The following is a 23,978-nucleotide window of genomic DNA, read 5'->3' as shown; positions in this document are numbered from 1 at the left end:
ATATTAACCGATTTTGTTGCGTTGGGCGAATGTGTAGAGGTCCATTAGCGATTTACATTCTAACTTTTCCATCAGGCGACTTTTATAAGTACTGACTGTTTTATTGCTGATAAACATTTTTTCGGCAATATCGTTATTATCTTTACTGTCAAGAATATAACGCATAACACTGATTTCTTGTTTGGATAAGGCATCTAATTTTTGCTGATCAGATGTTAAGTTTCCAATAAATCGATTAAGAGCAAAAGGAAAATAACTGTAACCATTTTTAGCCGCTTCAATAGCCGCAATAATATTGTTCATTCCTTCTTTTTTACTAACGAATCCATTCGCACCAAGATCTGCACAATGTTTACCGTAAAAATGGTCATTTTTGGCAGAAACAATAATGATAATCCCAGCGTAATGACGCTTTCTGAGCGTTTCTAACACCTGGATGCCATTTAGCCCGGGTATATCGACGTCAACTATGATGATATCGGGCTTGAGCGTTTCAATACGCTGAACGGCACTCCCCCCCTCAACCAATTCTGCTAAAATTTCAATATCGTTTTTGGTCAGTAAATTACGAATAGCGGCGATCGCAAGAGGATGGTCATCAATAATTATTGCTTTCATACATTATTCCCTTCGAAATGAAGTATCTTCCTTTTTCTGTAGCAAAACAGACATAAGGCTTCATCTCATTTTCTTAATAAAAACAGAAAGTTTGAGTTTTTAAATAAGCGTCAAAGATAAAATATCAATAATAAAAACATGAACTATACAATTAGTTATAGTTTCATTACTATACTATTTTTTATCTCATCACGCCTACACTTGTAAGAATTGTATTTCAAAAGGTGGGGCATTGTCTTCTGTTATTTGGTTGTCACTATTGTAGGATTATTACTCACAAGCTCCTAGGATGATTTGCACTGTAGTAAAAGCGCCTAGCACTTATGGTGAATAAATTCTTATATTCACGTCATGAATTTAATCTATATGATATGAGAGATAATAGTGAAACATATTAGTTTAAATAAAAAACAGACTAGTAGAATGGTGTGTTTTACAATATTAGTCGTGGTTTTATTTATTGTGTTCACTTTTGCATATGCTTATTGGGCAATGGTATTGAAAGGTACTATTAGTACTGATGATGCGTATGTTGTAGGAAATGCAAATCCAATTTCTGCACAAGTCTCAGGTAGTGTTATTGTTGTAAACGATAAAGATACGAGTTTTGTTCGACAAGGGAATATTCTAGTTTCATTGGATAAAACAGATGCGATAATAGCACTTAATAAAGCTAAACATAATCTGGCAAATATCGTTCGTGAAACCCATAAACTGTATTTACAGGATAAACAGTACAATGCAGAAGTCGCTTCGGCTCGTATTCAGTATCAACAATCGCTAGAAGATTACCGGCGCCGTCTTCCATTAGCAAAAAATGGTGTCATCTCAAAAGAAACGTTAGAACACTCCAAAGATACATTAATTAGCAATAGAGCTGGCCTTAATGCTGCCATTCTGGCTTATAACGCCAATAAGGCATTAGTCATGAACACGCCATTAAACCGCCAGCCACAAGTCATGCTGGCTGCCGACGCGGCAAAAGAAGCTTGGTTGGCACTTCAGCGCACGGATATCAGAAGCCCAGTAACAGGCTATATCTCTCAGAGAATCGTGCAAGTCGGTCAAACAATTAGCCCGGGTCAGTCTTTAATGGCAGTCGTACCTGCACACCAAATGTGGGTGAATGCCAATTTCAAAGAGACACAATTAACGAATATACGAATTGGTCAACCTGTAAACATTATCAGCGATTTATATGGTGAAAATGTAGTCTTTCATGGGCGTATTGTCGGCATAAAGATGGGTACTGGGAATGCTTTCTCATTACTGCCTGCACAAAATGCTACAGGTAACTGGATTAAAGTTGTTCAGCGTGTACCGGTTGATGTTTCTCTCGACCCAAAGGAATTACAACAACACCCATTACGTATTGGTTTATCTATGGCGGCCACGATTGATACAAAAAATGAGGATATTAGTGATATGCCAGTTCTTGCTTCGACTGTTACTTCTATGCCTGCTTATGTCAGTAAAGCGCTAGTTATAGATACAAGTCCGATAGAAAAAGAAATTAAAATAATTATATCTCGTAATGGAAAAATGTAATGGTAATAACTAAACAAATTCCAGCGCCATTAGCTGGTGGGAAGCTATGGTGCATAACTATCGCTCTTTCATTGGCAACCTTCATGCAGATGTTAGATTCGACTATTTCCAATGTCGCGATACCCACTATTTCTGGCTTCTTGGGGGCATCGACTGATGAAGGTACATGGGTGATAACATCATTTGGTGTCGCTAATGCAATTGCGATACCTGTCACCGGAAAATTAGCGCAACGAATAGGTGAGTTAAGGTTATTTTTGCTGTCAGTAACCTTTTTTTCGTTGGCCTCATTGATGTGTAGTTTATCTACCCGCCTTGATGTTCTTATATTTTTTAGAGTAGTGCAGGGAATAATGGCTGGGCCATTAATTCCTCTGTCTCAGAGTTTATTACTAAGAAACTATCCGCCAGAAAAACGAACATTTGCATTAGCCTTATGGTCAATGACTATAATTATTGCACCGATATGCGGGCCTATTCTTGGTGGCTATATTTGTGATAATTATAGTTGGGGATGGATATTTTTGATAAATGTACCGATGGGGATTATTGTTCTAATATCCTGTTTAACTCTACTTAAAGGAAGAGAAACCGAAACCTCACCGGTAAACATGAATATTCCCGGATTGGTACTATTAGTGCTTGGTGTTGGTGGATTACAAATTATGCTCGATAAAGGCCGGGATCTGGACTGGTTCAACTCTAGTACTATAATCATATTAACAATAGTATCAGTCATCTCACTGATCTCTTTAGTCATATGGGAGTCTACTGCCGAGAATCCAATTCTTGATCTTAGTCTGTTTAAATCGCGTAATTTTACGATTGGTATTGTATGTATTACATGTGCTTATTTGTTTTATTCTGGCGCGATAGTACTCATGCCACAATTGCTCCAGGAAGTGATGGGTTATAATGCTATTTGGGCAGGTCTTGCGTATGCGTCAATTGGTATAATGCCTTTATTGATATCTCCGCTAATCGGTCATTATGGTAATAAAATTGATATGCGGGTTCTGGTTACATTTAGTTTTATAATGTATGCGGTATGCTATTATTGGCGTTCTGTTACATTTATGCCGACTATAGGTTTTATGGGGGTTATTCTACCCCAGTTTTTCCAAGGGTTCGCAGTTGCGTGTTTCTTTTTACCTCTTACAACAATTTCTCTGTCCGGTATGCCTGACAATAAATTCGCAAATGCGTCAAGTATGAGTAATTTTTTTCGCACCTTATCAGGATCTATTGGCACGTCACTTACGATGACGCTTTGGGGACGCAGAGAATCGTTACATCATAGCCAATTGACCGGAACAATCGATAGTTTTAATCCTAATTTTAATACATCATCGCAGATTTTGAGCAAGTACTATGGTTCTCTATCACAGGTTCTAGATGATATAAATAATCAAATTACTCAGCAGTCATTACTTATTTCTGCTAATGAAATTTTCCGTCTGGCAGCTATTGCTTTTATATTACTAACGATTCTAGTCTGGTTTGCTAAACCACCGTTTACAGCCGAAAGAACTGACTAATAACATGGCCCAACCAACTGGTCATTCGTAGTCGCACTTTCCGCATGACTGAAACATAGGTGAAATTGCTCCAATCTTGCAGGTGAAGTTGGGTATACATCGAAATGTAGCGAATCCAGGGTAATTAACTGTATTCTGTTCTCATGCCAAATATCTATCGGCTATCTTATGTTGATAGCCTACTTAGATGCATTAAATATTTCGAGTACGCCAGTTTGGGTTGTGTTACCCAAAAATCAGGAAATACTTTTTGCTAACAAGGAAGCCCGAAAGATGGCCGGTGATACCTTATTAGCGTTTATGCGCAATGGGCAGTTTTCAGCGCATGCGCAGCAACAGTTGAAGGCTTACCTTCTCGAGTTAGCTGACAATGACCAAATTGTTGAGATTTGGACCCTTCAGGCAAAAAAACACCATCCCCTTGAGCTGTCGGCTTTCCTTAACGCAGTTAAAACCTTACGGCGATGTGAATAGACCCGGGTTTCGTAGACGCTTTTTTTAATAGTGGGTAAGTGCCCAAAGTGATATCAAACTCAGCGGCAATATACCTCCAGCTTCTGGTGATTACACCAGACGGATTTCTCCAGGCAACCATATATAATCCAGTTTTTACCGCGCCCCATGATGTACCAAATTTATGACGAGACTAGTAGGGATTTACTGAGACTATGTGAAACGTTATATTTTATTTATTGTTTGTTTTATATTGATTTTAAGTCTTGTTGATACTTTGTGAGACAAGCTTGAATAACCTGATCTGGATTATGCCAGCGGAGGGAAGTCGAGGTATCTTAAACACGGGTACTCCTTCTTATCCGCCGGTGGGGGACGCTATGAATACTATCCACATTGACACACCCATCACGCCTGTTCCATTCCCTGACGCACTGGCCGCTGCCAGCCTGCAACAATTTCGAGCTACCCCGCCATTGGTACATTGCTTGACTAATGAAGTGGTACAGTCATTTACTGCCAATGTATTGCTGGCGTTGGGGGCTTTTCCGGCTATGGTGGTTGAACCTGAAGAGGCGGGTCAATTCAGTGCCATGGCAAACAGTTTGCTTATCAATATTGGTACGTTGCATCGGGCTCGAGCCGAATCCATGTTGGTCGCAATCAGCGCCGCTAATCATGCGGGGACACCTTGGGTTCTGGATCCAGTTGCGGTCGGTGGATTGACGTATCGCACTGATTTTGCTAGAGAGTTTCTCCTGCTTAAACCTGCTGCTATACGCGGTAATGCGTCGGAAATCATGGCGTTGAGTGGTATGGCGACCATGGGGCGTGGGGTCGATAGCGTGGATACTTCACTGGCGGCCTTGCCTGCCGCCCGTCAATTGGCAAGACAGGCCCGGACGGTCGTTGCCGTAACCGGTGAGGTAGATTACATCACGGATGGTCAGCGCGATTTTGCTGTGACAGGCGGTGATAAGCTTATGACTCGGGTGGTCGGTACAGGCTGCGCGCTCCCTGCGGTGGTGGCGGCGTTCTGTGCGCTGAAAGGGGATCGTTTACATCATGTCGCCACGGCTTGTCGAATTATGTCGCAAGTGGGCGGACAGGTGTCCCAACGGGTTGCCGGACCGGGGAGTTTTATCCCTGAATTCCTTGATAGCCTTTATCAATTGGACACTTTGGCATATTAATTCCGCCTGGTTTTATCTCCTTCCTACCACCGTTTTATTCTCAGATTAAATTTTATAATGAGCCTCTGCGGGGGCTTTTAATCCTTTAATTTATATTCAGCAAATATTTTTTCATGGTTTAAAATTTAAATGGAGAACATTCTCATTCTTTTGTTTTCCCAGTTTTTTGCTACATCCTTGTTTTTTAGTTCCCTAATAAACATATAGGAAAATACAATGGCCATTCTGAATAGTTATAAGATAGCGGCGCTATTTGCCGTCGGGATATTAGTGGCAGGATGCGCCTCAAAGGTTACGACCAGTGCCCAGTACTCTGGTTTCCTCAGTGATTATAGCAAATTACAAGAAACAGAATCTGCGAGTGGTCAGAAAGTATTGCGCTGGGTTTCCCCTGATTTTAATGTTAAAAATTACAGCGGTATTTATTATACACCGTTAGTTTATTACCCGAGATCAACACCTACTCAGCGAGTGAGTCAGAAAACATTAGATGAAATATTGGCTTACGCGAATAAAAGACTTAAAGAAGCAGTTAGTCAGCAATTACCGCTAGTCAATTCTCCGAAGAAACGTAATATTTTGATTGTGCGGGCGGCGATTACTGCCGTCTCTGCTGAAGATAAAGATATTGAAGTCTATGAAATGATACCAATAGCGGCTGTTATTGCTGGAACCATGGCAGCGACAGGGAATCGCGGCCAACACACGGCGCTCTATTTGGAAGTGCAGGTTATCGACTCCAATACCGGCAAGCCGGTCATTGTGGTGGTGCGCAAAGCTTATGGTAAGGATGTGAGTAATAGTGGGTCACCGATTACAGCGGACGAAGTGAAAAGCACAATGGACGCATTGGTCTACGACATTGTTAATTTCAAGGCAAAAAGCCAATCTACTCCGTAAAAGTCCTGTTACCGCTCAGCCTCTCTGAGCCACTAGCGCAGAGGTTGAGTGTTCTCTTTTGAGACTTTACCCATCCTAACCTGTTTGATGGGTAATGTTTAATAATTCATTTATTTTCATTGGTTTACCCAACAAGTAGCCTTGAACTTCATCACACATTAGCATTTGGAGATGTTCAAGTTGTTCTGTGGTTTCGACCCCCTCGGCGGTCACCGTCATGGACAGTGCATGCCCAAGGTTGATAATGCCCTCAACAATTGATTTTCCTTCATGGGATTGTGTTAGTTCATCAATAAAGCTCTTATCAATCTTCAGCCCATCGAATGGGAAACGGCGCAGATAATTCAGTGATGAATATCCAGTACCAAAATCATCCATTGATAAACGCACCCCAAGCGCTTTCAATGCTGTCATGGTTTTAAACGCCCCATCCCCATCCTCAATCATTATCCGCTCAGTGATTTCCAGTTCCAGCCGATGACTTGGTAACCCTGTCAGCAGCAAAACTTGCCGCACACGCTCGATCAGGCGTTGGTTCCGGAACTCAATGGCAGAAATATTGACTGAAATAATCAGTGATTCAGGCCATGTTGCCGCATCCTGACAGGCTTGGAGCATCGTCCAGTCGCTAATGGCAGTGATAAGCCCCGTCTCTTCCGCCAGAGCAATAAATTGATCTGGCATGAGAAGCCCTAATACCGGGTGATTCCAGCGCACTAGCGCTTCGGCACCGGTAAGCTTCGTTCCTTCAATGCGATATCGCGGCTGATAGTAAAGGCTGAATTCATTATGTTTAATAGCTTGGCGTAAGAAACGCTCCAATTCACTGCGCTGCATCAGGCGATCATTCATTTCGCTGGAATAGAAACTCCAGCGGTTGCTACCGCTATTTTTGGCCTCATACATGGCAATATCAGCAAAACGTAAAAGCTCTTCAGCTTGCATTGAGTCCTGTGGTGCCAGTGCAATACCGATACTGGCACTGATAAAAATATCCTGTTCATTAATGACATACGGACTTTCGATTTGCGTAATAACGCGCGCGCAGAGCTGTTCAATTTCTTTGATTGAAGAAAGCCCTGTAATAATCAGAATGAACTCATCACCGCCTTGGCGAGCGACTAAATCCTGATCGCGCAAACAGCTTCTCAGGCGCTCAGAGACCTGATGTAGCACCTGATCACCCGCAACATGGCCAAAAGTATCGTTAACGGGTTTAAATTTATCCAAATCAACATTGAGTATCACTAGCGGATGTGGTGACGCAGTTAAGTTTCGCAGTTTATTTTCAAGAAACTCTTTCATTCTCAATCGGTTGGGTAAGCCAGTCAGTGCATCATGCAGAGAAAGATGCTGGATCCGCTCCTGGGCTTCTATCTCTCGAGTAATGTCAGAGGCGGTGCCGCGAAAACCGACGTTATTGTCATCTTTAATAATGGGTTTGGCATAAATTCGACAAATACGTTTATCGCCTTTGGCAGAGAAATACGTGCATTGCAGTTCATTGCGGGCATCCGTTAAATGCGTATATTGCAGCCAGGATCGCAGTGGAATAACATCGCAATTTAATAATGAGTCGAGATTGCGGCCTAACCAGCGCTCTACACTGAGCCCGGTAATAGTTAAAAATCGCTGAGACAGATAGGTGATGCGCAGACTGGCGTCGGTTTCCCATAGCCAATCGGTAGCCGCTTCAGCCACGTGACGAAAACGCTCTTCGCTCGCAATCAAAGCGGCTTTATTATCATCGGCAGTGCGGGCTTCAGACAAAGCACGCCGTAAAACCAACCAGCCACTCAGCCCAAGAATCAGGGTAACCAGCACCAATAATGGGAGCAAGATGTTGAGCAGTTGTACACCCGGCATACTCTGGTTCCAGTGCAGTGTTACGCCCCGCTTGTCATTTGACGATAAGTGTACTGAAGGGCTGGAAACGGCATCTTTTTCATTGCGCGCAATGCGAAGTTGTTGAATGCCATAATTTTTCCCCAAAGTATTCAACTCCTTTTGGGTCAGTAGATTGGCAAAGACCAACACTGACGGCGGGCCAGCAATGGGTTTAACTTGAGGGTCATTGCCTGTGGTTAAGGCGGCGGCGGCAACAATGGCGGGCAGTCCGGCAACATTGATGATTTCCGTGCCGACATACTGGTTTTCGGCCTGACGGCGCACCGAATCAATAAACGGCGTAATATCTTCGTCGAGCCAGTCCTCCAGACGGGTATTCACCAATTCCCCATTGATGACGGAATAACGGGTTTTTCCTTGTCCATCAATAACAAAAACACCTTCATAACCAAAGTTTTTGTAAAGTGATGGCCCCAAATTTTGACTGACAAAAGCCCAGTCAGTATCTACTGTGACATGCAGGTGTTCATAAGCACCGCCCCAAAAAGCATTATCTTTTATTCTGGTTTTTATCGATTTTTGGCGCATTTCCCATGCTTTTTCTACCAGAAATCGGCTTTGGGACACCGCTTGCTCATTTAATTGTGAGGCGATGTAGATAATGCCCACAGCAGCAATAATAATCGTCGCCCCAACGAGTAAAGCCATGGTTTGCAAGGCTCGCTTGGCAAAAAACACATTTTCCCCTCTTTCCCGCGACTCAGGTGGGATGGAGTCTGTCATAGTGAATTCCCTTATGCCTGTCATCTTTCACATTGCAGGTGCGTTGGCTGCACTCAATTATTCGATCCATCCATGGTCTCACGCCTGCTTTCCGCTTTTCTGTACTTAAAAGCCTACTGGGCATGTTTAGAAAAGATCTGTTTAATCAGTAGAAAGTGAAGACTCTAAACTAACATAACTCCACTGAGTTATTATTTTAGCTTAGAATAATATGATGTTTTTCTGCTATTTTTTCAGCAAAAATGAATAAGAATAAAGCTAGCTTTACGGTTTACCTACCAAAGGCAATGTATCACGAGTCTATTGGCGGGGCGCTAGGATTGGTGTTAACCCAAGAAATGATGTTAGAGAAGGAATAATGACAGGATGTTTATTGCCCGCCCTGCGTTGGTTGAACAAGGCGGGTTGAAAGTTAAATAACCAAAGGCATCCAAATTAATCCGGTCAATAAAAGCAGTACCAGAAACAACACACCAAATATTGCCCCTAAGCGCCAATAATCAGCGGTCGGTAAATAGCCGCTACCATAATAAATCGGGCTAGGGCCAGTTGCATAAGGTGTCGTGATGCTACTCAATCCAATGGCAGCGCCGATCATTAGGCTGAATGTCATCAAAGGTATTTCCGGAATCATTAATACGGCAGCCAGCATCATCGGGGCTAATGCCGAGGTATAAGCAGTTGCACTGGCAAAGAAATAACGTAAGCCGTAGAAGATAGTGACCAGTAAAATCATAATGGCTGTCGGTGAAAAACCGGACAAACTACCAGCAATGTGGTGTCCGAACCAAGAGATAAAACCGGTTTGATTAAGCCCTGTGGCTAAGGCAATCAGTGAGGCTAGCCAGAAGAAGACACTCCAGGCCGATTTGTTGCTGATTATATCATCCCAAGTGATAACTTTGGTTAGCAGCATAAGTGCCACTACAGAATAGCCCACCATCGCGGCATCAATAAAGTCGGAGCCGAAGATCCATAACACCAATGCGGCAATCATGAGCACTAACATTATTTTCTCGCGCCGACAGAGTGGCCCCATAATCTCAAGTTGTTTTTTTGCCCATTCAGGCACTTGATTTCCCTGCTTAATTTCAGGTGGGTAAAGCACGTAGGTTAACCATGGCACCAGAATTATCAGTAATATGCTCAGCGGCAGCATACCAATAAACCAAGTGCCCCAAGACAGCGTGATGTCAGATGAGGACTTGAGTAAACCGACTAGCAGCAAGTTAGGGGCCATTGCTGTCAAAAATATCGCGCTGGTGACACAATCGGCACTGATCCCCATCCACATGATGTATGACCCAATTTTTCTGATACCAGGAGTATTGGGTTGTGAATCATAAAGTGGCGGCAGGTTGCGGATAATCGGGTAGATGATTCCAGCCCCTCGTGCTGAGTTGGACGGGGTTACCGGTGCTAAAAGCAATTCTGAAAACATGATGGCGTAACCCAGAAATAGGGTTTTATGCCCCATTTTCTTAACTAATAACAGTGCGATACGCCGGCCTAAACCTGTTTTCTCATAACCTGTCCCAAACATAAATGCGGCGAATATTAGCCAGATAACCGAGTTTGAAAAACCAGATACCACCCAAGATAATGCTTTGGCAGTATATTTGAAGCCCGGTTCGGCTAATTGCTCTGGGCTATATAGCAGCCAGGGGGAGAGCACGCCGATAATAGCAAGGCCTGTCATGGCCACGACAGCACCTGGTACAGGTTCTAAAATGAGACCAACAATAACACCAAAGAAAATCGCAAAATATAGCCAGGCGTGTTCGGGTAATCCACTGGGTGAAGGAAATAAAGCGATAATAATAGCAACCAATATTGGTGCTAATAATCGCCATGACAAATTTAACTTTGCCATAGTCATGTCCTTTTATGAATAAAGGAGGGCTAACCCCCCTGGTTATCATTATTATTTAATATAATGAACATGTTCACAGATCTCATCGACGATGGCATCGCGCTTGTCTGCAAACAATTTCTTGTTGGTTTCAATAAGATTATTACCGTGGGTATCAATAGACACGATAAGTGGCCCAAAGTCTTTTACCCGGCAAACCCAAAGTGATTCCGGCATGCCCAGTTCTGTCCAATGGACTTCTTCTATTTCTTCCACTTGAGTTGCAGCTAATACGGCACAGCCTGCGGGGAAAATAGTGTGTAAAGCTTTGTGTGTTTTGCAGCCTTCTTCGGTATTTGGCCCCATGCCACCTTTACCGACAATTAATTTAACTCCGGTCTGTTCAATAAATTCTTTTTCGAAACTTTCCATCCGCATACTGGTGGTTGGCCCAATCGAGATCATTTCCCATTTATCGCCGTTCTTTTTGACAATAGGCCCTGCGTGGAAAATAGCTTTCCCCCTTAAATCAACGGGAATTTCACGTTTTAATTCAATTAGGCGACGATGACATACGTCGCGACATGTCACTAAAGTGCCATTGAGATATATGACATCGCCAGCTTTAATATCCACTAAATCTTCATCTTTAATTGGGGTTGTTAATACTTTTTTCATAATAGGTCACCTCGAGTATGGGATATGCTCTCGAATGTTAAATCCTGATGAATTAGCAGTGTTCCACGGCGATGCGCCCAGCAACCGGTAGAAACGGCAACGCCAATCGTGGATGGGTGGCGCGCGGCTGATTCAATATGAACCCCCATGACAGATGCTTTTCCGGTTAAACCTTGCGGGCCAATGCCTAATTTATTTAAGCCTTCTTCCAGGCGGCGTTCTAAATCGGCAGCAATAGGATTAGAATGATGGCTGCCTATTGGCCGCAATACGGCTTTGCGAGATAATACAGCGGCAGTTTCTACCGAGGTGGCGATACCTACGCCGACCAATACTGGTGGGCAGGCATTTACGGCTAATGTTGAGATGTTTTCAAAAACAAATTTCACCACCCCCTCATAACCTTCAGATGGCATCAGGACTTTAGAACGTCCGGGCAATGTGCAGCCACCGCCAGCCATATAAATCTCAATTTCTGCACTGGTGTTATCTGGCACAATATCCCATGTGACCCAAGGTACGCCACTTCCAGTATTATTACCGGTATTAACCTCATCAAATATTTCGACAGCATTATGTCGCAATGGCGCCTTTATTGTAGCTTGCTGTACTGCTGATTTTAGAATACTTTGTAATTCACCCAATAGTGGGAATTTCGCCCCCACTTTGACATAAAACATTATCTCGCCAGTATCCTGACAGGCTGGGCGGTTTAATTTTATGGCTTTTTCCATATTATCGAACATAGTATGATAAATGATTTTTGCCATACCTTCGTTTTCTAATTCACGGAGTTGTTTTAATTTGTCGACGACATCGTCGGGCATGCGAGTAGATATCATTGCGGTGAAGTCAGCAATTATATCGGTGAGTGTCGTGACTGCATCGCTTTGTTCAATTATGATCATGAAATATTCTCCAGCATAAATAATGGGTTTTACACCATTAAATGATGACTAAATAAATGCTTGTTCTATTTGTTTTTTATCGCGCTACTGGCAGCCAAAACAAAGTAACACAAAAAGTAGGGGTTATTTCAGTTTTGAAGTGTGATTGTTCAATTAACAAAACGTGAATTATATTTTTTTCTTTATAAAGCTTGAGTTAGAAAAATATGCTATTTAGATAGAAATAAATAAATTACATAATTGAAGTATTAAGCAACAAATAACCAACACAAAAATAACCAAAAAATGTCAATCAGGATAATGGCAGTTATACACATCAAAATTTTATAGTTATTAATTGGTCGTGTTGTGTCACAACGCGTTAGAGTATCAATATGAATATTTCCATTCAGGAATAGCGTAATGAGTCTCGATCACTATCCCTTACCCAAAGATCTCCAGGTATTAATTGCAGTGGTTAATAGTGGAAGCTTTCTGGTCGCTGCTGAAAGTTTGGGACAAACACCTGCTTTTGTGACTAAACGTATTCAACAACTCGAATTGCAACTCGGCGTTAAGTTGTTGCACCGCTCTTCACGTGGTGTGGTGCTCACAGAAACTGGTGTTTTAACTTACCAATCTGCTCTTGATATTCTGGAACGTTTAACGGTGCTAAAAAATGAAGTAGCTCAAATCAAAGAACAGCCATCCGGGAAAGTGCGGATCGGTTGCAGTTTTGGTTTCGGTCGTAACTATATTGCACCAGCCATTATCGAGTTAATGGAGTGTTATCCTGATCTACAAATTCATTTTGAATTATTTGATAAGCAGATCGATTTGATTAAAGACCACATTGACCTTGATATCCGGGTCAATGATGCTATTTCAGAAAGTTATATCAGCCGCATGTTGGCGAAGAATCAACGTATTATTTGTGCTTCTCCAGAATATTTAAAACGGCAGGGAACACCGACGACCTTGCCAGAGTTACAACAGCACGACTGTTTGTTTACTCAAGAGCGGGATCAATCGGTTGGGGTCTGGGAACTGGAAGGGAAAGAGGGCAAGAAATCGGTGAAAATATCGGGCCACCTTTCATCTAATAGTGGCGAGATAGTTTTGCAGTGGGCGCTGAATGGGCGCGGAATTATGCTGCGTTCACTGTGGGATGTCGCGCCATTATTACAAAAGGGTTCTTTAGTGCGCGTCATGCCTGAATATGCGCAAAGCGCCAATATCTGGGCGGTTTACCATACGCCACTTTATTTCTCCGCCAAATTGAGGGTGTGTGTGGAGTTCTTTTCCCATTACTTCCAGCGGGTATCATTCTGAATCAGCGGGTAATTGATTTCTGTTCCGGCTTCAGTATGCAATATGAATTTTTGTCGCAAGACGTTAAAGTGACTTCAGATTATTATTAATCCTACTAAACTTTGTTTATACCCGTCCAAATTAATTACCCGCCGAGAGTAAGGAATAAATAACCATGTTGACATTGAATTTGGTTCGCAACACGAGAGTGTTTAACGTGCAGCGGATTCTATGTGCTCGGCTATATCATCAACTCGCATATACCGTGGTGTTGATGCTGGGTATTAGCACATATAGCGCAATAGCTGCGGCCCCCTTGCCTGCGGTGACTGTCGCGGTAGTGACCTCTATGACTCCCGATAGTGCATTGCAGTTTCTCGGACGGGTAGAAGCTATTCAGGCGGTGGATGTCACAACCCGAACAGAAGGGTTTATTGCGGCCAGATTGTTTACCGAAGGGCAGATGGTTAAGCAGGGGGATTTATTGTATGAAATCGATCCTGCTTTGCATCAAGCATCCGTCACTCAGGCGCAAGCGCAATTAGACAGCGCAACCGCCAGCGCCAACCATGCGCAGGTGACACTCACCCGTTTACAGCGTTTGGGCAATAACCGCTCGGTTAGTCAGGCTGAAGTTGATGAAGCGCAGGCGCAGCGCGATATCAGCCGGGCGGCAGTGGCTCAGGCGCAAGCAAACCTGCAAATTCAGCAGCTACAACTCAGTTTCACCCGCATTTATGCCCCGATTACGGGCCAAATTGGCCACAGCCGCTTTAACGTCGGCAGCTTGATTAATCCGGCCAGCGGCACATTGGTCAGTATCGTGCAGCTTGACCCTATCCGGGTTGCCATTGCCGTTAATGAAAGAGATTACATCACCGCCACCTATCAGTCATCCGCGGCAGGGGCTGCTTCAGCCAGTGAAAACAGTGCTCTGGCGTTTGAGCATCTCACCCCGCGCATTCAACTGGCAAATGGTAAACAGTATCCAGAAAGTGGCGTTTTTGAATCTGTTGATAATCAAATTGATAAACAGACCGGGACAGTGACTATTCGTACCCGTTTTGATAACCCACGGCATTTATTATTGCCCGGAGGTGTCGTCAATGTGTCACTGGCGGCAGAAACAGCAAAAGCAGTCACCGCTATCCCGATTGCAGCATTGCAACAAAATAAGCAGGGCCATTTTGTGTTGGTGGTCACGGATAAGGATCAGGTTGAAGTGCGGCCTGTCACTCTTGGCGAGCAGTTCGAACAACAATATGAAGTGAAAGACGGGTTAAAAGTGGGCGAGCGCGTCATTGTATCGGGGCTACAACATGTCCGGCCTGGAATGACGGTTAGCGCCAGTATTGCTACGCCGCTGACTGCGAATTAAGGGGAAGGCCAGATGCTGCATTTCTTTATCCGTCGTCCCAAATTCGCCATTGTTATTGCATTGGTGATAACCATTGTTGGTTGGGTATCATTACATGTTATTCCTGTCGAGCAATACCCTGATATCACGCCGCCAGTGGTGTCGGTCAGTGCCGTTTATCCTGGAGCCAGCGCCCGCGATGTGGCGCAAGCTATTGCGTCTCCGCTGGAGGCGCAGGTCAATGGTGTCAGCAATATGCTCTATATGGAGTCCACCAGTGGCAATAACGGCAGCTATCAACTGAGTATCACTTTCGCCAGTGGCACGGATCCGGATATGGCGGCGGTTGAGGTGCAAAACCGTATTTCTCAGGTGAGTGCCCAACTCCCTGCGGAAGTGAATGAAAATGGCATTTCGGTGCGTAAACGGGCCTCTAACCTGCTATTGGGGGTCAGTGTCTTTTCACCAAAGCAGACCCACGACGCCCTGTTTGTCAGTAACTACACCAGCATACAGTTGCGTGATGCTATTGCGCGTATCAATGGTGTTGGTGATGTGCAGGTCTTTGGGGCCCGCGATTACAGCATGCGTGTGTGGTTGAATCCACAACGCATGGAGTCGCTAAATGTTAGCGTGCAAGACATTATCGCTGCATTACAACAACAGAACGTACAGGCCGCGGCTGGGCAGATTGGTTCATCACCGTCGATGCCCGACCAACAGCAAACTCTGACCATCAGTGGGCAGGGGCGACTTACCGACCCACAAGAATTTGCCAATGTTATTATTCGCAGTAATCCACAAGGCGGTATGATTCGGCTGGGTGATGTGGCCCGTGTGGCATTAGGGGCGCAGAATTATCAGGTCAGTGCGGCGCAAAATCAGACTGAATCGGCATTCTTAGTGGTTTACCCGGTACCCGGTGCTAATGCATTAAATGTGGCAAATGGCGTCCGGGATGAAATGGCCCGTCTGTCGGCCTCTTTTCCGCCGGATCTGACCTATGAAATCAATTACGACTCCACTTTACCCGTCACCGCCACCTTGCATGAAATTGCACTCTCACTGACCTTGACCCTCATTGTGGTGCTGGCGGTGGTGTATCTGTTTTTACAAAGTATGCGGGCGACTTTTATTGTCGCGCTCACCATTCCGGTTTCGCTGTTGGGTACTTTTGCTGTGCTGTATGTCTTTGGTTACTCAGCCAATACCCTCAGTTTGTTTGCTATCATTTTGGCCCTGACCATCGTGGTGGATGACGCCATTGTCGTGGTCGAAAACGTCGAACGCCTATTATCAAATGATCCGAATCTCACGCCAGCAGAAGCAACCAAACAGGCAATGAGCCAGATTGCCGGGCCAATTATTGCCACCACACTGGTGCTGATGGCGGTATTTGTGCCCATCGCTATTTTACCGGGCATTGTAGGTGAGCTGTATCGGCAGTTCGCTGTCACACTCTCGGCCGCCGTTATTTTATCTAGTATCAATGCGTTAACGCTAAGTCCGGCACTGTGTGCGGTATTACTTAAGCGCCGGACATTGTCGAACACTGGGATATTTGGAGGAATTAACCGCGGTTTGGACAGTGCCCGTGATGGCTATGTTGCATTGACGGGGCGAATCAGTAGCCGTGCCGTATTCAGTATCATAGCCCTGCTATTGGTGGGGTTCGCTACCTGGTGGGGTTATACCCGCCTGCCGACCTCCTTTTTGCCAGAAGAGGATCAAGGCTATTTCTTTGTCAGTTTGCAACTGCCTGATGGCGCTTCTCTAAATCGTACCCAGACGGTAATGGATCAGATGTATCAGCAGGTAACCGCTAACGATGCTGTTGAGGATGTCATAAAAATTACCGGCTTTAGCTTGCTCAGCGGTAATAATTCTCCTAATGCGGGTTTTGCTATTGTGATGCTCAAACCTTGGGGGCAGCGGCCGCATATTGATCAAGTGTTGGCGAATATTCAGGCTAATCTGGCGGCGATTCCCTCGGCGATGATCATGGCTGTCAATCCACCGGCGATAGCCGGTTTGGGCAGTGCGTCCGGTTTTGATTTGCGGATTCAAGCCCTGCTGGGGCAGACTCCGCAGGAGCTGGCGCAAGTCAGTCAGGGGATTATTTTTGCTGCCAATCAGGATCCGAAACTGAGCCGAGTGTTCACGACATTCAGTGCTTCAGTACCTGAAGTCAATCTGAGTATCGACCGCTCCCGTGCGGCATTATTACAAGTGCCGGTCAGCCGCATTTTCCAGACATTACAAACCTCACTCGGGGGGATGAATGCCGGTGATTTCACTATCAATAACCGCATGTTCCGGGTGCAATTACAAAATGATATGGATTTCCGTCAGCGCACTGCGCAGATAAATAGTTTGAATGTGCGCAGTGATAACGGCGCATTGGTCAGCCTGGCGAATCTGGTCATTTTGACGCCGTCAGTTGGCGCGCCTTTTATCAGTAATTTCAACCAGTTCCCTTCGGTTGCAATTAGTGGTTCTGCGGCTGATGGGGCCAGTTCGGGGCAGGCAATGGCGGCAATGGAAGCGCTATTGGCGCAAAATTTACCGCAAGGCTACAGCTATAGCTGGAGCGGGATGTCATGGCAGGAGCAGCAAACCGGCGGGCAGGTGGTGTTTATTTATCTGGCTGCATTGGTATTCGCGTATCTGTTCCTGGTTGCTCAGTATGAGAGCTGGAGTATCCCGCTGGTGGTGATTCTGTCGGTGGTGTTTGCTGTTGGGGGGGCGGTAGCCGGGTTGTCAGTTATGGGCTTCGCTAACGACGTGTATGCGCAAATCGGGCTGGTACTATTGATAGGGTTGGCGGCCAAGAATGCGATATTGATTGTTGAATTCTCCAAAGCCCGGCGGGAAGAGGGGGCGACGATTGCTCAGGCGGCGCAAGATGGGGCCAAACAGCGTTTTCGTGCGGTAATGATGACGGCAATTTCATTTATTCTCGGCGTGATGCCGCTGGTCTTTGCCAGTGGTGCGGGTGCGATGAGCCGCCAGATTATAGGTATTACCGTGTTTGGCGGCATGCTAATGGCCACTGCTGTGGGGATCTTGTTTATCCCAGCGCTGTATCTGCACATTCAGCGGCTGCGTGAATGGACAAAAAAAGGCAAACAACCTTCTGATAAAGACCCGCAGCATTAATCCATGAGAATGTGATTTCCTGCACAAAAGTAGTATTACTGGCGGTGAGTTGATATACAGACCTGAAAAGTCTGGTATCAGCTCACCGCCTAAATATTTGAACATCAGCGGCATCAGAATTAAGGGGTATATAAGGCTTGCTTATAGACCTTTTGGTTATTGCGGTATATATGCCTGATTATTCAGACAATAATAGGATTAAAACCCACTAAATACTGATTTTGATTGTTATCAAACATGCATTTTGGACGATAATAAGTTAATCTATCTAATGATTTCAGGTTGAGCCACCCTACAAATCTCCTCGTTTTACAACTATTCTTATAAACATCTTACAAAAATTTGATTTTTTTAATGGGTATTGCTGCGCGTCATCATTTTCATACTTTATGCAGTGGAACTATTGGGAACATAAGGAAGAAAAAATGGGACTACGAAGAAAGAGTGTTAAACCTATGCAAATCAATGACATTACTATCATTGATGATGCCAAATTGAAGAAGGCTATCACGGCTGCTGCTTTGGGTAACGCCATGGAGTGGTTTGACTTTGGTGTGTATGGTTTTGTTGCATTCGCACTCGGTCAGGTATTTTTCCCCGGTGCAGACCCCGGTATTCAAATGATCGCGGCATTGGCGACTTTTTCCGTTCCTTTCTTGGTTCGGCCTCTCGGCGGCTTATTCTTTGGTGCGTTGGGTGACAAGTATGGGCGGCAAAAAGTTCTGTCTGTCACCATCATTATTATGTCAGTCAGTACATTTTGTATTGGGTTAATTCCCTCCTATGCCTCGATAGGTATTTGGGCACCCATACTGTTGTTATTAGCAAAATTAGCTCAGGGCTTTTCGGTGGGTGGCGAATATACCGGCGCGGCTATTTTTGTGGCTGAATATTCACCGGACAGAAAGCGTGGTTTCCTCGGCAGTTGGTTAGATTTTGGTTCTATTGCCGGTTTTGTTCTCGGAGCTGGGGTTGTTCTGCTTATTTCCAGTATCGTGGGTGAAGCCAGTTTCCTTGAATGGGGATGGCGTATTCCGTTCTTTGTGGCGGCACCATTAGGGCTAATTGGCATCTATTTACGCCATGCGCTTGAAGAGACGCCCACCTTCCAGCAGCATGTTGATAAAATTGATAATGACTCTCGCCATAATATTGCCCAGCCACCGAAAGTCTCTTTCCGTGAAATTCTCACCAAGCAATGGAAAAATCTGACTATTTGTGTCGGCATGGTGATCGCAACGAATGTCACTTATTACATGTTGTTGACCTATATGCCGAGTTATCTGTCTCACAGTCTGCATTATTCTGAAGACCACGGTGTATTGATTATTATCGCTATTATGCTTGGTATGTTGTTCGTCCAACCGGTTATGGGTTTAATGAGTGACCGATTTGGTCGTAAACCTTTTGTTATCTGCGGTAGTATTGGGCTGTTTGTTCTTGCCATCCCTAGTTTCATTTTGATTAACAGTGGCATTATCGGTTTGATATTTTGTGGCTTGTTGATTCTGGCGATTTTACTTAATTGTTTTACCGGTGTGATGGCATCCATATTACCGGCGATGTTCCCAACTCATATACGCTATAGCGCATTAGCTATTGCCTTTAATATCTCGGTGTTAGCTGCAGGTTTGACGCCAACAGTTGCCGCTTGGTTGGTCGAGACCACACAAAATCTGTTTATGCCGGCTTATTATTTGATGGTGGTAGCGGTTATTGGCTTGGTGACTGGAGTCTTTATGAAAGAAACTGCAAATATGCCATTGAAAGGGGCGACTCCTGCGGCTTCAGATAGAGCCGAGGCCAAAGAAATATTGCAGGAACACCATGACAACATTGAACAGAATATAGAAGATATTGATCAGCAAATTGCCGACCTTGAGAAAAAGAGAAAGAACTTGATTGCTCAGCACCCTGATATTAATTAATGTGAGTTGAGGGTGATATCACGTTTTTAATTTGATTTAGATCAATAAAATTCATTTCTATACAATGGTTTACCTTTCTATTCAAATCTATCTTTGACCCTCTCCTAAGGGGAGGGTTTAGATTATGGCTCACCTTATAAAATATATTTCTCTTATTGAAGGGCACAACATAATGAATAAAACATTTGCTGCGGTAACGCGCTGGGCGATTGTTGCTTTTGCCGCCATCACTTTCAGCCACTTTGCCTCGGCTACAACTCAAACGGAATTTTTGGCTCAGCATGGTTTATCTGGAAAAACCACTGAACAAATGATTGAGGCCATCGATCAATCTAAACAAGAGCGTCCTTTGGCCTATTCTGCTTCGGTAACAGGGACTGAACTGACATTATCGGACGGGCAACAACAGTTCTCTTTCCCGCTGGGGGATAAGTTCTATCTTTCATTTGCGCCTTATATAAAACAAACCCACCCCTGTTTTAACCACAGCCTTTCTGGCTGTCGTGGTGAATTAGCTAATACTCCATTCGATGTGAAAATTACTGATAAAACGGGGAACATTATCTTGCAAGATAAACTCACCAGCTATCAGAATGGTTTTATTGGGGTGTGGTTACCACGTAACACTGAAGGTACGATTGAAGTGAGTTATCAAGGCCTTAAGGCTACATCACCTTTTGCGACCCAAGTTGAAAATCAAACTTGCATGACGACATTACAACTGAAGAAATAAGCGCGTTTTTAACATCAAAAATAATAGCCTGCTTATGGGAAGTGGGCTGTTATATACGAATAAAGACTTATCAATCATCACGCGGCATTGAATCTCACTCTTGAATGCTTAACTGAGCTGCACCATCATCCATCAGCAATATCCCTCGCCACTCGGGCTGTGCCAGAAGACAATTTTATGTGTGCTTGTACTACATCACAGGGAAACTGAAGATAAGCTGATCGAAGTTGATAAAGAGCGGCGACCAGCAAGCAATCTATTTCAGCTACTGCATTGTTGGCTGTTACACTGCTCTGGCTGAGTCCGTGTTTTCACATCAAAATAGAGGTTGGCTGTGATCAAAGAAAATATTGTTATTGTTATTGATATGCAAATTGGCGTTTTTGCTAATCCCCGCTTTGACAGCCTAGGTCGAATAGCGCGTATTAACCAACTAACAGATCATGCCGATCAGATTATTTTCATACAGCATATTGAAGGTGAAATGACGGAAGGGAGTGAGTTGTGGCAGTTGTTGCCGGAACTTTATCGCCCAGAAGGTGCGATTTATGTAAACAAAACGGCCTGTGATTCGTTTTATCGCACTTCACTTGATAATGTCATTGCTGAGTTGGGAACCACTCATTTGACCATCTGTGGTTGCGCCACTGATTACTGTGTTGATACCACTATTAAAATTGCTGCCAGTAAAGGGTATGCCCTGACAATTGCTTCCGATGCCCATACGACTGCGGACAGGCAATATGCCACAGCCCAGCAACTTATCGCGCAACACAATGAGGTTTGGTCAGAACTGGCAATTCCAGGTAACCGTATTACAGTAAAATCAACGCAGCAAATCCTGGTTGATTGGGCTGGTTAACTGTACATAACCTGCCCATTTAGTGTCTTTTGTGCGCCCATAACTGGATACTATATAACACTGGGGCGTTCTACCAAATTAATGTAGAGCGCCAGCGCTTAAAGAAGTAGCCAATAAAAAAGGTATCAAACAGTGTGTGTCGGTGAGATATTTCGGTTAAGACTATTGATATTATGCATTTCTCTTATATTCTGTTTTTTATTAATTTCATATAAATACATATAAATTCAATAAGTTAATTCAATAGTGCATGGTATGCGGCTACAGTATTTTCATAGAATTAGCAGAGCTATTCATTACACATATCAACAGGTATGTGCCGTTTTTTGTCGTGAAAAGTGTGCGGATAAATATCAATAATGAAGGAGTCTGTAGCGCGTTGTTTTGGTTTTATATTTTTTAATTTATCCCATTAATGGGATATTAATCTCATGACTTGTTATTTATCGATGTTAAATTTAGTTATTTACCACATCTAGAGTGCTTAATATTATATTGGGTTGAATGAGTAATGAAATTAAATTGACGCATTCTGATTTTTGTTATAAAAATTGAGCATAAAAATATCATATTTTTCATAATGTTAGTTATTGATTTTGTTTTCTATTTATAGGGTTTATTGGTTTGTTACCCCATTAGTTTTTGGTTTTATCTTCTCCCACATCATGCAATCACTCTATCGCGACAGGAAGTCACGTGTATTTTCTGTCCGTTTTGGCTATGGCCTCTTTAAAGGGAAAGGACAGGATATGTCATCAGTAGAACCGCAAGAAAACCGGCAAACCGGAATACTTAATACTATCGAGCGCATTGGTAATGCAATGCCAGATATCACTATGCTTTTTATTTATGCATTGGGCGTGTGCTGGGCGCTCTCCTTTGGCTTGTCATTTATCAATTTTGATTATTATCACCCCCTGACCGGCTCTCAGATCAAAGTGACCAATATGCTGGCGCCCGTTGAGCTGGTGACCTTTATTACTACTATGGTCAAAAACTTTATTAATTTCCCACCACTGGCAATTACTATTGTCGCAACACTGGGTATTGGGATTGCAGAAGGCAGCGGCTTTATTCAGGTGATGTTGAAAAAGATGCTTAATGTTACGCCGCAGCGCATTTTGACGCCGGCGGTCATTTTTATTGGTGTGGTCAGCCATGTTGCATCTGACTCGGCTTACGTGATTTTAATGCCGGTATCAGCCATGATGTTTTATGCCAGTGGTCGTCACCCGCTTGCAGGTATTGCCGCCGCTTTTGCCGGGTTAGCCGGGGGATTTTCGGCCAGTTACACCCCGTCAATTATTGACCCAATCATGCAAGGCTTCACTCAGGGTGCGGCAAATATTATTGACCCGAGTTATAACGTCAATGTGTTATGTAACTATTTCCTTAGTTTTGGCAGCACTTTTGCGGTGATTTTGGTGTGCTGGTTTATTACTGAGAAAGTTGTTGAGCCGCGTCTGATTAAATCAATGCCACTGAATGACTCTCTCAGTGTGCTCGATAACAATGATGAACTGCAAAAAGTCACTCCGCGCGAGAGTAAAGCATTTAGAAAAGCGGGGTTGACCATGTTGTTGATGTTGATTGGTCTGGCGGCAGCTTTGTACCCCGATAACTCTTTACTGCGCTCACCTGAGGGGAGTTTAACCCGCCCTGACGCGCCTATCATGCAAGCAATTGTACCGTTACTGTTCTTCATGTTTGCCATTCCTGGCCTGATTTACGGTTTTAGCGCGGGCACCTTTAAGAGCACGAAAGATGTCACCAGCAGCATGGAAAACATCACTCGCTCATTAGTTTCGTTTTTAGTTTTCAGTTTCTTCTGTGCGCAGTTCCTATACTCATTCAGCCATTCCAATATTGGCACGTTGCTCGCCATCTCAGGGGCTGACTTCTTGCGTACACTGGCGATGCCCGCCGGATTCACTATTCTTGGGGTGATTCTGCTGTCTTGCGCGCTGGACATTATTATTACTTCTGCATCGTCTAAATGGTCAATTCTGGCTCCGGTATTAGTTCCCATGTTAATGGCTGTGGGCATTTCACCGGAGCTGACGCAGGCCAGTTTCCGCGTCAGTTCTACTGTAAACATTTCGACGCCGATGTTTGCTTTCTATCCTTTAATCATCATGTATTGCCGCCAATATTGCTCTAAAACGGGGGTCGGAACACTCTGTGCCATGATGCTGCCTTATACCCTTGGGCTGACCATCGTGCTAACTCTGATGCTGTATTTGTTCTGGGGGCTGGGTATTCCGTTGGGGTTCCAAAGCGGCTACACCTACCCGGCGACCCACTAATAGTCTAAAAATAAAATAAATAAG

General features: G+C 44.1%; 16 protein-coding genes and 1 pseudogene. 12 read left to right on the top strand and 5 right to left on the bottom strand.

Annotated features, from left to right (window positions below):
* Positions 1-3 precede the first annotated feature (3 nt).
* Positions 4-618 carry an acid-sensing system DNA-binding response regulator EvgA gene (gene evgA, locus F0T03_RS18015; RefSeq protein WP_145553327.1) on the bottom strand — a complete coding sequence of 205 codons (615 nt, stop codon included), beginning with the start codon at positions 616-618 and terminating at the stop codon, positions 4-6.
* Between the two features lie 423 nt (positions 619-1,041).
* On the opposite strand from evgA, the gene F0T03_RS18010 reads away from it, so the two are divergent.
* From F0T03_RS18010 to F0T03_RS17990, 5 genes and pseudogenes are all read left to right on the top strand, one after another.
* Positions 1,042-2,166: an EmrA/EmrK family multidrug efflux transporter periplasmic adaptor subunit gene (locus F0T03_RS18010; RefSeq protein WP_425511055.1), complete on the top strand. Its 1,125-nt coding sequence runs from the start codon at positions 1,042-1,044 to the stop codon at positions 2,164-2,166.
* Positions 2,166-3,704, top strand: coding sequence for a DHA2 family efflux MFS transporter permease subunit (locus F0T03_RS18005; protein WP_159679886.1), 1,539 nt, complete (start codon positions 2,166-2,168; stop codon positions 3,702-3,704). Before F0T03_RS18010 ends, F0T03_RS18005 begins: the two co-directional genes overlap by 1 nt.
* Before the next feature lie 168 nt (positions 3,705-3,872).
* Positions 3,873-4,173: pseudogene (locus tag F0T03_RS18000) on the top strand (sensor domain-containing diguanylate cyclase); the annotation flags it as partial.
* Positions 4,174-4,537: 364 nt separating this feature from the next.
* Complete coding sequence (gene thiM / locus F0T03_RS17995) at positions 4,538-5,350, top strand: hydroxyethylthiazole kinase (protein WP_159679884.1); 813 nt, start codon at positions 4,538-4,540, stop codon at positions 5,348-5,350.
* 216 nt (positions 5,351-5,566) lie between these two features.
* Complete coding sequence (locus F0T03_RS17990; protein WP_145553319.1) at positions 5,567-6,250, top strand: DUF3313 domain-containing protein; 684 nt, start codon at positions 5,567-5,569, stop codon at positions 6,248-6,250.
* A 75-nt stretch (positions 6,251-6,325) separates the two neighbouring features.
* Here the strand turns inward: F0T03_RS17990 and F0T03_RS17985 are convergent, their stop codons facing one another.
* The 4 genes from F0T03_RS17985 to ttdA all read right to left on the bottom strand — a co-directional run bounded on the left by F0T03_RS17985 (position 6,326) and on the right by ttdA (position 12,319).
* On the bottom strand, positions 6,326-8,881 hold the full coding sequence (locus F0T03_RS17985; protein ID WP_162526977.1) for a bifunctional diguanylate cyclase/phosphodiesterase: 2,556 nt from the start codon (positions 8,879-8,881) through the stop codon (positions 6,326-6,328).
* 412 nt (positions 8,882-9,293) lie between these two features.
* Positions 9,294-10,754 carry an anion permease gene (locus F0T03_RS17980; protein ID WP_145553312.1) on the bottom strand — a complete coding sequence of 487 codons (1,461 nt, stop codon included), beginning with the start codon at positions 10,752-10,754 and terminating at the stop codon, positions 9,294-9,296.
* Positions 10,755-10,805: 51 nt separating this feature from the next.
* Positions 10,806-11,411, bottom strand: a complete 606-nt coding sequence (gene ttdB / locus F0T03_RS17975; RefSeq protein WP_145553310.1) for a L(+)-tartrate dehydratase subunit beta — start codon at positions 11,409-11,411, stop codon at positions 10,806-10,808.
* The gene (gene ttdA / locus F0T03_RS17970; protein ID WP_159679882.1) at positions 11,408-12,319 is read right to left on the bottom strand and encodes a L(+)-tartrate dehydratase subunit alpha; all 912 of its coding nucleotides are present in this window, start codon (positions 12,317-12,319) and stop codon (positions 11,408-11,410) included. The genes ttdB and ttdA overlap by 4 nt, the downstream gene beginning before the upstream one ends.
* A 402-nt stretch (positions 12,320-12,721) precedes the next feature.
* Here ttdA and ttdR point away from each other — a divergent pair, with 402 nt between their 5' ends.
* The 7 genes from ttdR to F0T03_RS17935 all read left to right on the top strand — a co-directional run bounded on the left by ttdR (position 12,722) and on the right by F0T03_RS17935 (position 23,954).
* The gene (ttdR, locus tag F0T03_RS17965) at positions 12,722-13,630 is read left to right on the top strand and encodes an L-tartrate utilization transcriptional activator TtdR (RefSeq protein ID WP_159679880.1); all 909 of its coding nucleotides are present in this window, start codon (positions 12,722-12,724) and stop codon (positions 13,628-13,630) included.
* 154 nt (positions 13,631-13,784) lie between these two features.
* Entirely contained in the window at positions 13,785-14,987 is a 1,203-nt protein-coding gene (locus F0T03_RS17960; RefSeq protein ID WP_159679878.1) for an efflux RND transporter periplasmic adaptor subunit, read from the top strand.
* Positions 14,988-14,999: 12 nt separating this feature from the next.
* Positions 15,000-18,125, top strand: coding sequence for an efflux RND transporter permease subunit (locus F0T03_RS17955; protein WP_159679876.1), 3,126 nt, complete (start codon positions 15,000-15,002; stop codon positions 18,123-18,125).
* Positions 18,126-18,550: 425 nt separating this feature from the next.
* Positions 18,551-20,053: a glycine betaine/L-proline transporter ProP gene (gene proP, locus F0T03_RS17950; protein ID WP_159679873.1), complete on the top strand. Its 1,503-nt coding sequence runs from the start codon at positions 18,551-18,553 to the stop codon at positions 20,051-20,053.
* A 172-nt stretch (positions 20,054-20,225) separates the two neighbouring features.
* The gene (gene cueP / locus F0T03_RS17945; protein WP_159679871.1) at positions 20,226-20,786 is read left to right on the top strand and encodes a copper-binding periplasmic metallochaperone CueP; all 561 of its coding nucleotides are present in this window, start codon (positions 20,226-20,228) and stop codon (positions 20,784-20,786) included.
* Between the two features lie 334 nt (positions 20,787-21,120).
* Positions 21,121-21,648 (top strand): isochorismatase family protein, encoded by a 528-nt coding sequence (locus tag F0T03_RS17940; RefSeq protein ID WP_145553295.1) that lies wholly within the window; start codon positions 21,121-21,123, stop codon positions 21,646-21,648.
* Positions 21,649-22,397: 749 nt separating this feature from the next.
* Entirely contained in the window at positions 22,398-23,954 is a 1,557-nt protein-coding gene (locus tag F0T03_RS17935) for an AbgT family transporter (RefSeq protein ID WP_145553292.1), read from the top strand.
* Positions 23,955-23,978: the final 24 nt, after the last annotated feature.

It is taken from the genome of Yersinia canariae (assembly GCF_009831415.1).
Classification (GTDB): domain Bacteria; phylum Pseudomonadota; class Gammaproteobacteria; order Enterobacterales; family Enterobacteriaceae; genus Yersinia; species Yersinia canariae.
The sequence above is the reverse complement of the archived record's forward strand: the minus strand, read 5'-3'. Positions and strand labels throughout refer to the sequence as shown.

Coding starts and splice junctions, on each gene's coding strand:
- evgA (WP_145553327.1), bottom strand. CDS start 618: ATGAAAGCAATAATTATTGATGACCATCCTCTTGCGATCGCCGCTATT.
- F0T03_RS18010 (WP_425511055.1), top strand. CDS start 1,042: ATGGTGTGTTTTACAATATTAGTCGTGGTTTTATTTATTGTGTTCACT.
- F0T03_RS18005 (WP_159679886.1), top strand. CDS start 2,166: ATGGTAATAACTAAACAAATTCCAGCGCCATTAGCTGGTGGGAAGCTA.
- thiM (WP_159679884.1), top strand. CDS start 4,538: ATGAATACTATCCACATTGACACACCCATCACGCCTGTTCCATTCCCT.
- F0T03_RS17990 (WP_145553319.1), top strand. CDS start 5,567: ATGGCCATTCTGAATAGTTATAAGATAGCGGCGCTATTTGCCGTCGGG.
- F0T03_RS17985 (WP_162526977.1), bottom strand. CDS start 8,881: ATGACAGACTCCATCCCACCTGAGTCGCGGGAAAGAGGGGAAAATGTG.
- F0T03_RS17980 (WP_145553312.1), bottom strand. CDS start 10,754: ATGGCAAAGTTAAATTTGTCATGGCGATTATTAGCACCAATATTGGTT.
- ttdB (WP_145553310.1), bottom strand. CDS start 11,411: ATGAAAAAAGTATTAACAACCCCAATTAAAGATGAAGATTTAGTGGAT.
- ttdA (WP_159679882.1), bottom strand. CDS start 12,319: ATGATCATAATTGAACAAAGCGATGCAGTCACGACACTCACCGATATA.
- ttdR (WP_159679880.1), top strand. CDS start 12,722: ATGAGTCTCGATCACTATCCCTTACCCAAAGATCTCCAGGTATTAATT.
- F0T03_RS17960 (WP_159679878.1), top strand. CDS start 13,785: ATGTTGACATTGAATTTGGTTCGCAACACGAGAGTGTTTAACGTGCAG.
- F0T03_RS17955 (WP_159679876.1), top strand. CDS start 15,000: ATGCTGCATTTCTTTATCCGTCGTCCCAAATTCGCCATTGTTATTGCA.
- proP (WP_159679873.1), top strand. CDS start 18,551: ATGGGACTACGAAGAAAGAGTGTTAAACCTATGCAAATCAATGACATT.
- cueP (WP_159679871.1), top strand. CDS start 20,226: ATGAATAAAACATTTGCTGCGGTAACGCGCTGGGCGATTGTTGCTTTT.
- F0T03_RS17935 (WP_145553292.1), top strand. CDS start 22,398: ATGTCATCAGTAGAACCGCAAGAAAACCGGCAAACCGGAATACTTAAT.